Here is a 14,489-nt window from a genome sequence, read left to right on the forward strand (position 1 = left end):
TAGTATGGATTCTAAACATTCCTTAAAATCAAACAGAAAGGCTGAATACGAATTTAGTATCGGTCTTCGTTTTACACATTGGTTAAGAGCGGTTGCAATCGTGATTTTAGTGGGAACTGGATATTATATTTCTTATGTATTTCAAGCTCCTTCTATTTCATCTGAACCGACTTTATTTATGCAGGCAAAATACCGCATGGTGCACCAAATTTTTGGTTTTATCTTAATAGCTTGTGTGATTTTTAAAACATATTTGTTCTTTTTTGATTCAAAAAGTGATGGCGAGAGAAAGAGTATAAAAGATATTTTTAATGTAAAATTATGGATAGAGCAGATTAAATTTTACATTTTCCTAGGAAAGCACCCGCATTTACAAGGTGTATATAATCCTTTGCAATTTGTAACTTACCTTTTCTTTTATCTTGTTATGTTTGGGCTTATTTTAACAGGTCTAATCCTTTATATGCATGTATATCATGAAGGCTTGGGTGGATTTTTATATAATATCTTAAGACCTATTGAGGTAATGTTGGGTGGATTGGCTGATGTTAGAACCTATCATAGAATTTTAATGTGGGTTGTGTTGATTTTTGTTCCAGTGCATATTTATATGGCTGTATTTAACTCAGTTAAAGGTAAAGATGGTGCTTTAGATGCTATCTTTAGCGGTTATAAATTTGTAAGAGAAAATCGTTGAAACTTCTAGTTTTAGGTATTGGTAATATTATGTTTGCAGATGAGGGCTTAGGCGTTCATCTTTGCAAACTTTTAGAAAAAAATTATAAGTTTTATCATGAAAAAGACTCGGTGAGTTTTGTAGATGGTGGAACTTTGGCTTTACAACTTAGCTATATTATAGCCGAATATGATGAAATGATTGTGATTGATTGTATTGCAGCAGATGATGCTAAGATCGGAGATATTTTCTTCTTTCCTTATGATGCAATGCCAAAAAAAGTTAATTGGAGTGGTAGTGCGCATGAGGTTGAAATGCTTCAAACTTTACAATACATGGAACTTATGGGAGATTTACCTAAAACTCAAATTTTAGCTTGCGTGCCAAAGCGTATAGAGCCATTGAGTTTTGAACTTTCAAAAGAAGTCTTAAATGCTTTAGAAAAAATGGAGAAAATTTTACTTGATTTTTTAGAGAAAAAAGGCTTTACTTACAAGAGAGTTGCTAATTATAATATACAAGAGCTTGCTTTAAATTCTTATAAAAGCTAAGCAAAAAAGCTTAGCTTAAATTCTAATCATCAAATTTTTGTCCTAAGAAATTTCCATTTACATCAGTATAAATTTCCATCATATTATTAAGTTTAAATTTATAACCTTGAATTTCTTTTTCAACTTTAATTATACTTGCATTTGGGTGCATTTTTTTAATTGTTGCTAAAACATTTGGACTTAAAAAAGAAGTATCAATTGGTCTGTATTTTGCATCGATTTCTTTCCAATCTCCATTGATAAAAAACTCAAGCTCAGTTCCATTGTCTAAATAAACATCAAAGCTATCAATATCTTGTTTAACTAAAGCAATGTTTGAACCTGTAAAATGTTTTTGTATGAAATTTTTAGAATTTGCTGGTAAAGCATTAACTCCTACAATCATATCTTGTGCAAAAACAAAACCTGCAGTAACTAATGTTGCTAAAGCTATTTTTAATTTCATTTTTTATCCTTTATGTTGAATTATTTATGAAATCATATTGCTATTGAGTGAATTTTGTGTGAACTTAAAAGAAATAGCAAGTATTTAATTGTATAATGATAAAAAAGTTTTTTAAAAGGATAAATAATGTATAGGTTTGCACCATCGCCTACTGGAGATATGCATATTGGAAATTTAAGAGCAGCTTTATTTAATTATATTAAAGCAAGACAAGAAAATTCTGATTTTATTTTGCGTATTGAAGATACGGATAATGCTAGAAATATAGCTGGAAAAGAAGAAGAAATAAAAGCTATTTTAAAAGAATTTGGTATAACTTGGCAGCATTATTATGTACAAAGTGAGAATTTGAAATTTCATCGTCAAATGGCTTTAAAGCTAGTAAGTGAAAAAAAAGCTTTTGCTTGTTTTTGCACTGAGGATGAATTAGCTCATAAAAAAGAACTAGCTAAAAGTAAAAATCAAGCATATAGATACGATGGTACTTGTGAAAAACTTGCAGATATTGATGTATTAAATTGTGAAAAACCTTTCGTAATCCGTCTTAAAAAACCTCAATCGCAAATGAAATTTATAGACTATATTAAAGGTGAGATTAGTTTTAATCCTGAAGATATTGATAGTTTTGTAATTATGAGGGCTGATAAAACCCCAACTTATAATTTTGCTTGTGCGGTTGATGATATGCTAGAAGGTGTTACTTGTATTATAAGGGGCGAAGATCATGTTTCAAATACTCCTAAGCAAGAACATATTAGAGCAAGTTTGGGTTATGATAAAAGCATGACTTATGTACATTTGCCTATCATTTTAAATGAAGAAGGTGTTAAAATGAGCAAAAGAGAGGCTCATTCTAGTGTAAAATGGATGCTTGATAATGGATATTTAGCAAGTGCTATTGCAAATTATTTAATCCTTCTAGGTAATAAAACTCTAAAAGAGATTTTTACTTTAGAAGAAGCCATAGAATGGTTTGATTTGAAAAAAGTTTCAAAATCTCCTGCAAGATTTGATACTAAGCGTTTAATGCAAATTAACCGTGAGCATATAAAAATGCTTGATAATGATAAATTAAATTCTTTATTAAATTTAGGCAAAGATGTAGCTGAGCTTGCAAAATTTTATACTCAAGAAGCTAGCACGCTAAATGAGATAAGAGAAAAAATACAAGCAATTTTTGCAGTTAAAAATTATAATGAATTTGAAAAAGAATGTAAGTTGATTAAAGAAGTTTTAAAAGATTTAGATCTACCTCAAGAATATGATGAGTTTAAAAAGATTTTGATGGAAAAAACAAATTTAAAAGGTAAAAATTTCTTTATGCCTTTGCGTTTGGTATTAACAGGAGTTACTCACGGACCTGAAATGAGTGAAATTTATACTCTAATCAAGCCTTTTGTTAAAGAAATTATAAAGGAGTAAAATGGGAGTTGGAACAAGTTTGATTGTATCTTTGGTGCAAATTTTTTCTTTAGTTATTGAAATTTATGTATGGATTATAATCATTGCAGCATTGATTTCTTGGGTAAGGCCTGATCCATATAATCCTATAGTGCAAATTTTATATCGTTTAACTAATCCTGCTTATGCTTTTGTAAGAAGGTTTATTCCTACTACTATAGGGAGTATTGATTTAGCACCTTTGATTATTATTTTAGGATTAAAATTTATCCAAATATTTTTATCAAATTTAATTTTAGGAAGTTTATAAGTGTTGAAAAAAAGTGTAGTGTTACTTTTAGCTGGAGTTGTTTTTGCAAATAGTGCAATGTATTCTTATAAAGAATTAGAGCAAAGACCAAATTCTTTAGCTAAGGATTATTATTTATATCGTTTATTAGAAAAAAATGAATTTAAAAAAGAAGAAGTTGAAGGTTTAAAAGAACATATTTATCGTTATGCAGGGCGTATTAAAAATGCCATTGAAGCCATTATTCCGCCTTTGGGGTATAATAAAGAATATGAAGCTTGTTATAAATTTAATACGCAAAATATCTTAGATGCTAATGCTACTTGTCAGCTTATAAGATTAAATAGTTTAACTTTTATACAAGATCTTAATGCTTCAGTGCGTAATGAGATGAAAAAAAATATCCCACAGGATAATCCAAATTTAACAAAACTTTTAGAAGCTTTTGATGCTAAAGATCCTCTAAGTTATGCGGTTTTAAATTATGATAGTGCTAATTTTTATAAAATCTATAATTTCTTAAAAGATAAAAAAGATTTTTTCTTAGAAAAAGATTTTGTAAATGAATTAGCTAAAGAAAAAGAATTTACAAATTTTGTAAAAGAAATTATCATTAAGAAAAAAAGTCCATTGATAAGAAAATCTCTAGTCAATGTAGATGCAAATTTAACTTTTCAAGATAATGCTTTTTATCTAGGTGTAAATGCTATTTTAGAAAATGACGATAAAAAAGCATTGGAATTTTTTCAAGTAGCAAAAGATACTTTTAAAAGCAAACCTTTAGTAGATAATGCAAATTTTTGGCTATATTTGATCACTCAAGATAAAAAGTACATTGATGAGCTTGCTCAAAGTGATTCTTTAAATATTTATAGTCTTTATGCAAGAGAGTTAAAAGGCTTGCCTTTACCTAAAATAGAAGAATTAAAGCCAAAAAAACAAAAAAATGATTTTGATATGAAAGATCCTTTTGCTTGGCAAAAGCTCGCAAAAGAAATTGCAAAAGGCACTCCTAATGAGCTAGAAAAACTTGCAAAAGATTTTTATACCAAGGAAAATATCGCTATTTATGCCTATATTAAAGAAAGGGCCGAAGGTTTTAAAAAACATTATTTTATTATGCCTTATTTTGAATATTTAAAAGATTATTCCACGCAAAGAAAAGCTATGATTTTAGCTTTAGCTAGACAAGAAAGTCGTTTTATACCAACAGCCATTTCAACTTCTTATGCTTTGGGTATTATGCAATTTATCCCATTTTTAGCTAATCATATAGGCAATAAAGAACTGCAAATTCCAAATTTTGATCAAGACATGCTTTTTGAACCAAAAACAGCTTATACTTTTGCAAATCATCATTTAGATTATTTAGAATCTAAACTTAATTCCCCGGTTTTTGTGGCTTATGCTTATAATGGAGGTATAGGATTTACCACTAGAATGCTCAAAAGAGAAGATATGTTTAGAGCGGGAAAATATGAGCCATTTTTATCAATGGAGCTTGTTCCTTATGCAGAAAGCAGGGTATATGCTAAGAAAGTTTTAGCTAATTATGTTGTTTATTTGCATCTTCTGAACGATAATACACCGATTTCGAAATTTTTTGAAACTTTAGCTCAAAACACTGATTCTCAAAACACAAATCAAGTTTTAAAATAGGTTTTTGCACTAATTCATTAAGAGTGATTTTGTAATAACTTGCATAATCACTCTTAATGATATATTTAAATAATTTATCATTTTGATCTAAGGTCTTTATATTAGTTTTTTCTCCATCTATGAGTATTGAAATTTGCTCTTGTTTGATGTTGATATTTGGCAAAAAACTAAGTACAAAAACTTCTTTTTGACTTTTTTCATCTAATACAGGGTTTAAATAGCTCAATAAAGCAACTACTCTATTATCTTTATAATTAAAATTAATTTTTTGTGCATACATTAGAGTTTGGCTTTTTAAATTAATTTCACTTTGCTCTTGGGTTTTATTAGAGCATGCGGTAAAAATAAGTGTTAAAAAAATAATCATATAAACTTTTTTCATATTTTTGTTCCTAATTTTTTTTATAATTATAAGCTTTTAACTTTTAAAAAGATATAATTTCATTTATTTTATTTGATTTAAGGAAGTTATGAAAAGATTAGCAATGGCTTTTAGCGGGCCTTCCAATTCAGGTAAAACGACTTTGATTACTCAAGTTGCTAAGTATTTTATGGAGCAAAATTATAAAGTATGCATTATAAAACATGATCCAAAAGATAAAGCAAGCTTTGATATAGCAAAAAAAGATAGTTTTAAATTTTTTCAAAGTGGTGCTGATGTAATGGTTTTAAGTCCCACAAGGACAACTTTATTTACACATTCTCCAAGTACTTTAGATGAAGCTATTTCTAAACTAGGAGAATTTGATTTTTTATTTGTAGAGGGCTTAAAAACCTTAGATATGCCAAGAATTAGTGTTTTTTGCAAAGAAGTAGATGAGAGCTATTTTGCTTATTCTAAGGCTATTGCAAGCTATGATAAAATTGAAAATGAAAATTTAACTTGGCTTTATTTGGATGATTTAGAAAGTATTTGTGATTTTATATTAAAAAATTCAAAAAAAGTATAGAGGTAAAATATGCAAGAATTAATTGACGATATACAAAAAGCAGTGATTGAAATTTCAAAAGAACTTAGATATTTAAAAGATTTTGATTATACCACTTCTCAAAATGCCACAGGAGATAATCAATTAAAACTTGATGTGAAAAGCGATGAGATTATCACTAGAATTTTAAAGCAAAGCAAAGGTTTAAAAAGCTTAATTAGCGAGGAAAAACAAGAGCAATTATTAATCAATGAAAATGAAAAATATGTTGTTGCTTATGATCCTTTAGATGGTTCTTCTTTAGTAGATGTGAATTTTGCTATAGGTTCTATTTTTGCTATTTATGAGCAAAAGGCTAGTGCAAAAAATCTAAAAGCAGCAATTTATGCTATTTATGGCGTGCGTTTAGAGCTTATAGTGTGTATAGACACTCCTAAGCTTTATAGATTAAATGAAAAAGATGAATTTGTTTTTGTTAAGGATTTAAAATTAAATGAAAAAGGCAAATTAAATGCAAGCGGTGGGACGCAAAAAAATTGGTCAAATACTCATAGAGCCTTTATAAAAGCTTTATTTGATGAGGGTTATCGCTTGAGATATTCTGGTGCTATGGTGAGTGATTTGCACCAAATTTTACTCAAAGGTGGAGGGTTGTTTTCATATCCTGCAACAAGCGATGCACCAAATGGAAAATTAAGAGCATATTTTGAGGTGTTTCCTTTTGCTTTTATTTTTGAAAAAGCAGGAGGATTTTCTACCAATGGAGAAAATGATTCTTTACTTGATTTAGAATTTGAAAAAATTCATGCAAGTACGCCATGCTTTTTGGGTTCTAAATATGAAATTGAAAAACTAAAACAAGCTTATAAAGGTTTTTAATGGCTGAAGTTAAAGATGAATTTGAGTTGGCTTTAGAAGTTAAAAAAAATGAACTTCAAGCTTGTCAAAACGAAAAAAAAATAAAATCTTGTTTACCTTGCTCTATGATTTTTGAGTGCTCTTTAAGAAAAGAGTATATAGAAGCAGTTTATAAGAGTATGTCTAAAGGTAAAGAAGGTGGATTTGATTTTTAATAAAGGTTGAAAATGCGTTATATTACTACCCCGATATATTATGTAAATGATGTGGCTCATATTGGTCATTCTTACACTACGATTATAGCAGATACTTTGGCTAGATTTTATCGCTTACAAGGAGAAAAAACATTCTTTTTAACAGGCACAGATGAACATGGTCAAAAAATAGAGCAAGCTGCTAGCGTTAGAAATTTTACCCCTAAAGAATATGCAGATGAAATTAGTGCTAAGTTTAAAAAACTTTGGGATGAGTTTGAGATTTCTTATGATTATTTCATTAGAACTACGGATGAAAATCACAAATTAAGCGTTCAAAAAGCATTTAAAAAAATGTATGATAAAGGTGATATTTACAAAGGCACTTATGAAGGCTTTTATTGTGTTTCTTGTGAGAGTTATTTTACTCAAACTCAGCTTGTAAATGAGTGTCATTGTCCAGATTGTGGTAAGAAAACACAGCTTTTAAAAGAAGAAAGTTATTTTTTCAAGCTTTCTAAATATCAAGATCAAATTCTTAAATGGTACAAAGAAAAAGAGCCGATTTTACCTAAAAATAAGGCTAATGAGTTGATTTATTTTGTAGAAGGTGGCTTAAAAGATCTTTCCATTACAAGAACGAGTTTTGAATGGGGTATAAAGCTTCCAAAAGAATTAAATGATGAAAAACATGTGGTGTATGTTTGGCTTGATGCTTTGATGAATTATGTGAGTGCTTTGGGCTATGGACTTGATGATGAAAATATGGATCTTTGGCCTGCTCATATACACTTTGTAGGCAAAGATATTTTGCGTTTTCATGCAGTGTATTGGCCTGCGTTTTTGATGAGTTTAGAACTTCCTTTACCTAAATTTATAGCAGCACATGGTTGGTGGACTAAAGATGGTGAAAAAATGAGCAAATCTAAAGGCAATGTAGTAGCGCCTAAAGAAGTAGTAGATACTTTTGGTTTAGAAGCTTTTAGATATTTTTTACTCAGAGAAGTTCCTTTTGGTAATGATGGGGATTTTTCGCAAAAAGCATTAATCACTAGAATCAATGCAGAATTGAGCAATGAGCTTGGAAATTTATTAAATAGAATTATCGGTATGAGTGCTAAGTATTCTCAAAATATTATTGAGTGTAAAGATGTGAATTTGTATTTTAATCAAGAATTAAATGAATGCAAAGAGTATTTAGATAATGCAATCAATGCTTTGGAAAATATCCAGCCAAATCGCTATTTAGAGGAACTTTTCAAGGCTTTATCTTTAGCAAATTTAAGTATTAGTAAATATGAGCCTTGGAATTTGATTAAAAACAATCAAACGCAAAAAGCTAATGCTTTAGTGGCTTTATGTGCTAATATTTTAACAAAAGCAACTATTTTACTTTCAGCTGCTATGCCAAAGACAGCATTAAAAATTGCAAAGGCTTTAAATTTTGAAATATCAAACGAAAATTATCAAAAACTAATTTTAAATAATCAATTATGTGATTTAAAATCAAGTGCATGTGAAGCTTTGTTTCCAAAAGTTGAATTAACCCAAGAAAACAAAAAAGAAGAAAAATTAGAAGAGAAGCCAAATTTAGCTCAAATTAAAATAGATGATTTTAAAAAAATCGAAATCAAAGTAGCATCAGTAAAAGATTGTCAGAATATAGAAGGCAGTGAAAAGCTTTTAAAATTTCAACTTGAACTTGAAAATGGCGAACTAAGACAAGTACTTTCAGGTATTGCTAAATTTTATAAAGCTAGTGAGTTAATAGGCAAGCAAGTTTGCGTAATTACAAATCTAAAAAAAGCTAAAATTTTTGGTCATGAAAGCCAAGGTATGATTTTAAGTGCTCAAAAAGATGAAAAATTAGTTTTGATAAGCCCGCAAGGCTTTATCGAAAATGGAGCTTTAATAGGCTAGATGAATATTTCTAACTTTATCGAACTTATTAATGCTCGAGTTTTAAATTATGGAGCAACTTCTAGTGTTTATGATTTTAGTATAGATTTAAACAAAGTCAAACAAGCAAGTGTATTTTTTGCTAAGAATAATGAACAAGCTAGTTTTGCTATAAAACTTGGAGCATATGTTATAGTAAGTGAGGAAAGATTAAAACTTGAAGATAAAGATGTGTTTTATCTTCAAGTTGATGATTTAGAAGCAACTATTTTTAGACTTTTTAGATTTTTAAGTGAAGAAAAATCTTATGAATTTATATATTGCAATCATGTAGAATTAAAATTTGCAAAGGCATTTAATTTTAAAGTCTTAAACTCAAATATTTTATTAGATTTTGATCTTTTAAAAAATTCAAAAGAAAAAACTTTCTTTTGCTCTGATGATGAAAAATTTATTTTAAAACTTAAATCAAATTTTCATACTTTAAAAGCATGTAAATACGAAATTTTAGGCTCTAAATCTTTATTTCAAACGAGTTTGCTTTGTAAAAATTTGTATTTTAAAGATTTAAAATTTGCATTTTTTTATGCAGATATTTTTGCTAGATTTATTGATTTTGCTGAAAAGCAAAATCTATCTTTTAATTTTAATGAAAAAAAGTTAGATCTTTTTAAGGCATATTTTTTAAACTCAAAAAATGAAATTTGTGCTTTTGGTGGAAGTTCTAGAGTAATTTTACTTGTGGAAAACGAAAAAGATTTTGAATTTATATGCCAAAAGCTCCAAGGCGTTAAAGATTTCAAAACAGCATTAAAAAATTCATTATTTTGTGATTTTTCTTATATAAATTTGAGTGAATTAAAGAATTTTTTTGATTTTAAATATTGCCTAATCAAAGAAAGCGAAGAAGAGTTTTTGGAATATTTTTTAGCACAAGAGAAAAAAATTAGTTTATTTGATTAAAAAAATATCAACTTTAAAAAGATATATTTACGATTTTATTTTATTAATTTAAGGAAAAAAATATGAAAAAATTTTTATTTTTAAGTTTATTTGCTGCAGCTGCATTAAATGCTGAAATTTTAGTTTATGGTCCAGGTGGTCCTGCTCCTGTTTTGAAAGAGCTTGCTAAGCAATTTGAAGAAAAACATGGAGAAAAAGTTATTATTAATGCAGGGCCAACACCTAAATGGATAAAAAAAGCAAAAACAGATGCTGATATTATTTATTCAGGTAATACTTCTATGATGGATGGTTTTGTTAAAGCAATGCCAAAACAAATCAAAATACAAGATGTTCAAGTTTTAAATGCTAGAGGCTCGGGTATGATTGTAAGAGCAAATAATCCAAAAAAAATTAAAAAATTTGAAGATCTTTTAAAAGATGGTGTTAATGTTATGGTGGTTGATGGAGCAGGGCAGGTTGGCTTATACGAGGATATGGCTTTAAAAACAGGAAAAATTGAAAACCTAGAAAAATTAAGAAAAAACATTAAAGTATATGCTAAAAATTCAAAAGCAGCGGTTGATGAGTGGAAAAATAATCAAAATATCGATGCTTTAATCATTTGGACACATTGGATTAAAGCAGTTGGAGAGAAAGAAAATAAATTTATTTTAGCGGATAAAAATTCAATCATTTACAGAGCGGCTGAAATAGTTCCAACGCAAAAAGGTTTAAAAAATCCAAAAGTAGCTGAATTCATCAAATTTACACAAAGTAAAGAAGCTCAAAAAATTTGGAAAAAAGAAGGTTGGGTAGCTAAATAAAAATCAAAGCATTTTACAAAAAGTAAAATGCTTTTATAGTATTATTTTTCGTTAATTTCTGCTTCGATGCTAATTTGTACTTCATCGCTAAGTGTTAAGCTAGAAGTATCAGGAGCAAATTTGAAATCACTTCTTTTAATTTGTCCTTGTAGAGTAAAACCTGCTTTTTCTTTACCACTATCTGTTTTAATAACACCGCCAATTTCAGTATCTAAAACAACATCTTTGCTTACTCCAGCAATGCTTAATGAGCCATACATTTTACCTTTTTCATTAGAGATTTTTTCATATTTACTCATAGTAAAAGTAATGTTTGGATGAGTTTTTGCTTTAAAAAAATCATCTTGTTGTAAATGCGCATCTCTTGCTTTATTTTCTGTGTTTATAGAAGCAACTTTTATATTTGCTTGAAGTTTGTTAAATTCAAATTTAGCACTATCAAAATCAATTACTGCATCATAATCTTTAAAATTTCCATTTACATTACTAATTTGTAAATGTTTGATTTTAAAAGCTACATTTGTGTGTGCTTTATCTAAACTAAATTCTTTACTCAAAGCACTACTTGCCAAAATCGAAGCAGCTAAAAATGAACCAAATAATATTTTTTTCATGTTTTCTCCTTAATGTTTAAAAAAGCAAATTATACAAACTAAAATAAAATGAAAGTAAATTTTTAAACATATTCTATAAAATCTTTTACATTAGCCTCTTTAAAGCCTTTTAGTCTTAATAAACAACTATCACATTTACCACAAGCTTTATCTCCTCTTTCATAGCAAGACCAAGTATATTCTAAGGCTACCTTTTCTTTTAGGGCTAATTCAACTATTTGTCCTTTACTTAGATGAACTAATGGGGTTTTTATTTGTACTTTGCAAGTTTTTGTTGTACCTTCATTGATAAATTCATTAGCTTTTTGTATAAATTTCGCACTACAATCAGGATAACCACTGCTATCTTCTTGTACCACTCCTATAAAAATACTTTCACAATTTTCCTTTTCAGCTATAGCACCTGCGATAGATAAAAAAATACCATTTCTAAAAGGAACATAGGTGTTTGGGACTTCTTTTTCATGTAGTTTTTCTTTGGGAATTTCTAAATTTAAATCTGTTAGTGAGTTTCCTCCAATATTTGCTATAAATGACACATCTAAAATATATTTTGTTTTTATGTTAAGTTTTTCACAAATTTTATTAAAACATTCCCTTTCTTTAAGCATGGTGCGTTGGTTATAGTCAAAATGTAAAGCAATGATCTCATATCCTTCTTTTTTAGCTAAATATGCACATAAAGTACTATCCATACCACCACTTATAATACAAAGAGCTTTTTTCATGCTTTTCCTTAATTTTGATATAATTTTGAAATTATAAAATCAAAAGGATAATAATGATTTTTTGTGAAGAAGAAATGGATATTTCTTTTCTTGAAAAAATAGCACAGAAAATGAGCGATCAAAATATAGAGCTTGTTTTGGTAGATGAAAGAGTTATGCGTGAGATTAATTTTAGTCAAAGAGGTATAGATAAAACTACAGATGTGTTATCTTTTCCTTTGATACAAAATTGTGAAAATTTACTTGGCAGTATTGTGATAAATTTAGATGAAGTAAGTAAAAAAGCAATGGAGTATAAACACAGTAATGAAGAAGAGATGGCATTACTTTTTATACATGCTATGCTTCATTTACAAGGATATGATCATGAGGTAGATCAAGGACAAATGAGACAAAAAGAACAAGAATGGATTGAATATTTTAAGCTACCAAAAAGCCTGATAGTAAGAGTGCAAGAGGAGTAAATATTTAAAAAATTTTAGCTTATGTGTGAGTTATATACCTATAATGAAAATACATTTATACTAAATATTTTAGGAAAAATTTGATATTTGTTTATCTAATTTGACAAAGAGTAGTACTAATTATGATTTTGTCCAAACAAAGTAAAAGCAATATTTAAGGTGAGAAAATCAATACGGAGCCTATGATAAAGCTCCTTATTCTACCGGAGCAATTGAAATTTTTATAAGTTTTGATAAGGGTTAAAGCCTTTTTAGAAGAAAATTTAAAATTTGCTTATTTGATCTTAAACAATTTTAATCGTCAAATTTTTGTCTTAAAATAGTCCCATTATCATCAATATAAAGTTTCATTTGATTATTAAGTTCTATTTTGTAATATGAAATTTTTCTTTCTATTTCAATAATCGCTGCATTTGGATAGGTATTTTTAATGGTATTTTGTATTGCTAAAGGCAAAATAGCATAATTTAAAGATCTGAAATTTTCAGCTTCTTTAAATTCTCCATTGAGTGAAAACTCAATTTCACTTCCATCACTTAAATAAATTTCGTAAGAATATCCATCTTGTTCTACTAGACCAATCTCTGCATTAAAGTAATCTTTAATAAACTGTTTGATATTTACCGGCAAAGAATCAGGTGCTATGACTATACCAGCATTAAGAGTATTTAAACTAATCAAAAAAGCTAAAGCTAGTTTTTTCATTTTTAACCTTATTATATTTTTGACGATATTGTATCTTATTAATGTGAATTTTATGTGTAAGCTAGAATTTAAATAGCTTTTTGTTATAATTATTAAAAATACAAAGTAGGGCAATGGTAGCTTCATTTTTAATCGCTTTTAATGTTATTGTATTTATTTTTGTAAATTATCTTTATTTTGGTTCTTTAAATTTAGATACTATTTTGGGTTTAAATTTATTTTTTTTTCAAGGATTTTACTGGCAAATTTTAAGCTCAATATTTATGCATGGAAATTGGCCTCATTTGATTTTAAATATGATAGTGCTTTTTCAATTTGGTTCTATGCTTGAAAAATACTTAAAAAGTTTTAAATTTGCCCTGCTTTATTTAATCGGTGGAATTCTTTGCTCTTTGCTTAGTGCTTTTTATATGTATTTAAGTTTTGATGGTAGTTTTGTAAATGTAGTGGGTGCAAGTGGTGCTATATGTGTTTTAATGGGGTATTATGCATATTTGGATAAAACCGCCACCAAAGGACTTATCGTGGCTATATTATTAATGAGTTTTGTGCCTATTTTTATGGGTGTTAATATAGCTTGGTATGCACATATTTTTGGCTTTATATGTGGATATGCTTTGGGTAAATTTAAGGTTATAAGATGAAATATATCTATTTTATTCGTCATGCTAAAGCTCAAAAAGAAAATTACGATCAAGATTTACAACGAGAACTTAGTTCTAGTGGAAAAGATGATTTAAAAACTATGATTTATAGGATTAAGGATTTAGAATTTAAAGCCCAAAGCATTATCTCAAGTCCTGCTAAGCGCTGTATAAAAACAGCACAAAAACTCTGTAAAAGCTTTTCTTTAAAAGAAAAAGATATCAAGATAGAAAAAAGCTTTTATGATGGTAATTTAAAGGATGTGTTAAATTTTATAAAAGAATCAAAAGAGAGTAGGGTAGTGCTAATTATGCACAATCCTTTATTGCAAGAACTTTGTGAGTATCTAGCTCATATAGATTTAGAAAACTTTCCAACTTCTGCTATTTTATGTATGCAATTTGATATAAAAGAATTTAAAGATATAAAAGAACACAGCGGGGAAGTTGTGTTTTTTGATTATCCTAAAAGTCAAGAAAATAACTAATCTACATTTTTAAACTTCAAATTTATTTAAGCAAAAATATAAACTAAAATTTAGTTGAAATAAAAAATATACATCTTTAGTCTTTTATAACTGCATAAAATAACTTATAATATTTTTCAAAAAATTATACTTATTTTTTTATGGATAAATTATTTTCATCCAAAAAATAAAATGCT

The 14,489-nt window shown here is 28.0% G+C and carries 19 protein-coding genes; 14 read left to right on the top strand and 5 right to left on the bottom strand.

The features are described from left to right. Positions 1-4: 4 nt before the first annotated feature. Together cybH and L8Y18_RS05135 are read left to right on the top strand one after the other, a co-directional pair. Complete coding sequence (cybH, locus tag L8Y18_RS05130) at positions 5-697, top strand: Ni/Fe-hydrogenase, b-type cytochrome subunit (RefSeq protein ID WP_133318933.1); 693 nt, start codon at positions 5-7, stop codon at positions 695-697. Next, a complete protein-coding gene (locus L8Y18_RS05135; protein ID WP_220566245.1) occupies positions 694-1,227 on the top strand; it encodes a HyaD/HybD family hydrogenase maturation endopeptidase in 534 nt (177 codons plus the stop codon). The genes cybH and L8Y18_RS05135 overlap by 4 nt, the downstream gene beginning before the upstream one ends. 22 nt (positions 1,228-1,249) lie before the next feature. Here the strand turns inward: L8Y18_RS05135 and L8Y18_RS05140 are convergent, their stop codons facing one another. Next, on the bottom strand, positions 1,250-1,672 hold the full coding sequence (locus L8Y18_RS05140; protein WP_133318931.1) for a PepSY-like domain-containing protein: 423 nt from the start codon (positions 1,670-1,672) through the stop codon (positions 1,250-1,252). A gap of 126 nt (positions 1,673-1,798) precedes the next feature. Here L8Y18_RS05140 and gltX point away from each other — a divergent pair, with 126 nt between their 5' ends. Genes gltX through L8Y18_RS05155 form a run of 3 tightly spaced genes read left to right on the top strand, consistent with a single transcriptional unit; the run spans position 1,799 to position 5,021 of the window. After that, positions 1,799-3,094 carry a glutamate--tRNA ligase gene (gltX, locus tag L8Y18_RS05145; RefSeq protein WP_263659681.1) on the top strand — a complete coding sequence of 432 codons (1,296 nt, stop codon included), beginning with the start codon at positions 1,799-1,801 and terminating at the stop codon, positions 3,092-3,094. Between the two features lies 1 nt (position 3,095). Then, a complete protein-coding gene (locus L8Y18_RS05150; protein ID WP_012661430.1) occupies positions 3,096-3,383 on the top strand; it encodes a YggT family protein in 288 nt (95 codons plus the stop codon). After that, complete coding sequence (locus L8Y18_RS05155) at positions 3,384-5,021, top strand: lytic transglycosylase domain-containing protein (RefSeq protein ID WP_133318929.1); 1,638 nt, start codon at positions 3,384-3,386, stop codon at positions 5,019-5,021. On the opposite strand, the gene L8Y18_RS05160 is transcribed toward L8Y18_RS05155, so the two are convergent. Continuing rightward, positions 4,909-5,403: a hypothetical protein gene (locus L8Y18_RS05160; RefSeq protein WP_133318928.1), complete on the bottom strand. Its 495-nt coding sequence runs from the start codon at positions 5,401-5,403 to the stop codon at positions 4,909-4,911. The genes L8Y18_RS05155 and L8Y18_RS05160 overlap by 113 nt on opposite strands. An 88-nt stretch (positions 5,404-5,491) precedes the next feature. On the opposite strand from L8Y18_RS05160, the gene mobB reads away from it, so the two are divergent. From mobB to L8Y18_RS05190, 6 genes are all read left to right on the top strand, one after another. After that, positions 5,492-5,971: a molybdopterin-guanine dinucleotide biosynthesis protein B gene (gene mobB, locus L8Y18_RS05165; protein WP_263676397.1), complete on the top strand. Its 480-nt coding sequence runs from the start codon at positions 5,492-5,494 to the stop codon at positions 5,969-5,971. A 9-nt stretch (positions 5,972-5,980) separates the two neighbouring features. Continuing rightward, positions 5,981-6,829, top strand: a complete 849-nt coding sequence (locus L8Y18_RS05170; RefSeq protein WP_133318926.1) for a class 1 fructose-bisphosphatase — start codon at positions 5,981-5,983, stop codon at positions 6,827-6,829. Beyond that, entirely contained in the window at positions 6,829-7,023 is a 195-nt protein-coding gene (locus L8Y18_RS05175; protein ID WP_133318925.1) for a hypothetical protein, read from the top strand. Before L8Y18_RS05170 ends, L8Y18_RS05175 begins: the two co-directional genes overlap by 1 nt. A 12-nt stretch (positions 7,024-7,035) precedes the next feature. Continuing rightward, on the top strand, positions 7,036-8,922 hold the full coding sequence (gene metG, locus L8Y18_RS05180) for a methionine--tRNA ligase (protein WP_263676398.1): 1,887 nt from the start codon (positions 7,036-7,038) through the stop codon (positions 8,920-8,922). Continuing rightward, positions 8,923-9,864, top strand: coding sequence for a hypothetical protein (locus tag L8Y18_RS05185; RefSeq protein ID WP_263676399.1), 942 nt, complete (start codon positions 8,923-8,925; stop codon positions 9,862-9,864). A 62-nt stretch (positions 9,865-9,926) separates the two neighbouring features. Continuing rightward, a complete protein-coding gene (locus L8Y18_RS05190) occupies positions 9,927-10,670 on the top strand; it encodes a substrate-binding domain-containing protein (RefSeq protein WP_263660322.1) in 744 nt (247 codons plus the stop codon). A 41-nt stretch (positions 10,671-10,711) separates the two neighbouring features. Here L8Y18_RS05190 and L8Y18_RS05195 read toward each other — a convergent pair whose 3' ends face one another. Both L8Y18_RS05195 and queC read right to left on the bottom strand, forming a co-directional pair. Beyond that, on the bottom strand, positions 10,712-11,284 hold the full coding sequence (locus L8Y18_RS05195) for a YceI family protein (protein ID WP_133318921.1): 573 nt from the start codon (positions 11,282-11,284) through the stop codon (positions 10,712-10,714). A 62-nt stretch (positions 11,285-11,346) separates the two neighbouring features. Further along, entirely contained in the window at positions 11,347-12,012 is a 666-nt protein-coding gene (gene queC / locus L8Y18_RS05200) for a 7-cyano-7-deazaguanine synthase QueC (protein ID WP_133318920.1), read from the bottom strand. A 53-nt stretch (positions 12,013-12,065) separates the two neighbouring features. On the opposite strand from queC, the gene ybeY reads away from it, so the two are divergent. Then, entirely contained in the window at positions 12,066-12,476 is a 411-nt protein-coding gene (gene ybeY / locus L8Y18_RS05205) for an rRNA maturation RNase YbeY (protein ID WP_220566256.1), read from the top strand. A gap of 294 nt (positions 12,477-12,770) precedes the next feature. Here ybeY and L8Y18_RS05210 read toward each other — a convergent pair whose 3' ends face one another. Then, on the bottom strand, positions 12,771-13,181 hold the full coding sequence (locus tag L8Y18_RS05210; RefSeq protein WP_133318918.1) for a PepSY-like domain-containing protein: 411 nt from the start codon (positions 13,179-13,181) through the stop codon (positions 12,771-12,773). A 113-nt stretch (positions 13,182-13,294) separates the two neighbouring features. On the opposite strand from L8Y18_RS05210, the gene L8Y18_RS05215 reads away from it, so the two are divergent. Beyond that, the gene (locus L8Y18_RS05215; protein WP_263676400.1) at positions 13,295-13,825 is read left to right on the top strand and encodes a rhomboid family intramembrane serine protease; all 531 of its coding nucleotides are present in this window, start codon (positions 13,295-13,297) and stop codon (positions 13,823-13,825) included. Continuing rightward, positions 13,822-14,313 (top strand): SixA phosphatase family protein, encoded by a 492-nt coding sequence (locus L8Y18_RS05220; RefSeq protein ID WP_133318916.1) that lies wholly within the window; start codon positions 13,822-13,824, stop codon positions 14,311-14,313. The genes L8Y18_RS05215 and L8Y18_RS05220 overlap by 4 nt, the downstream gene beginning before the upstream one ends. Positions 14,314-14,489 lie beyond the last annotated feature (176 nt).

Origin of the sequence: Campylobacter sp. CNRCH_2007_0968H (assembly GCF_025773245.1) — a bacterium.
GTDB classification, from domain to species: domain Bacteria; phylum Campylobacterota; class Campylobacteria; order Campylobacterales; family Campylobacteraceae; genus Campylobacter_D; species Campylobacter_D lari_D.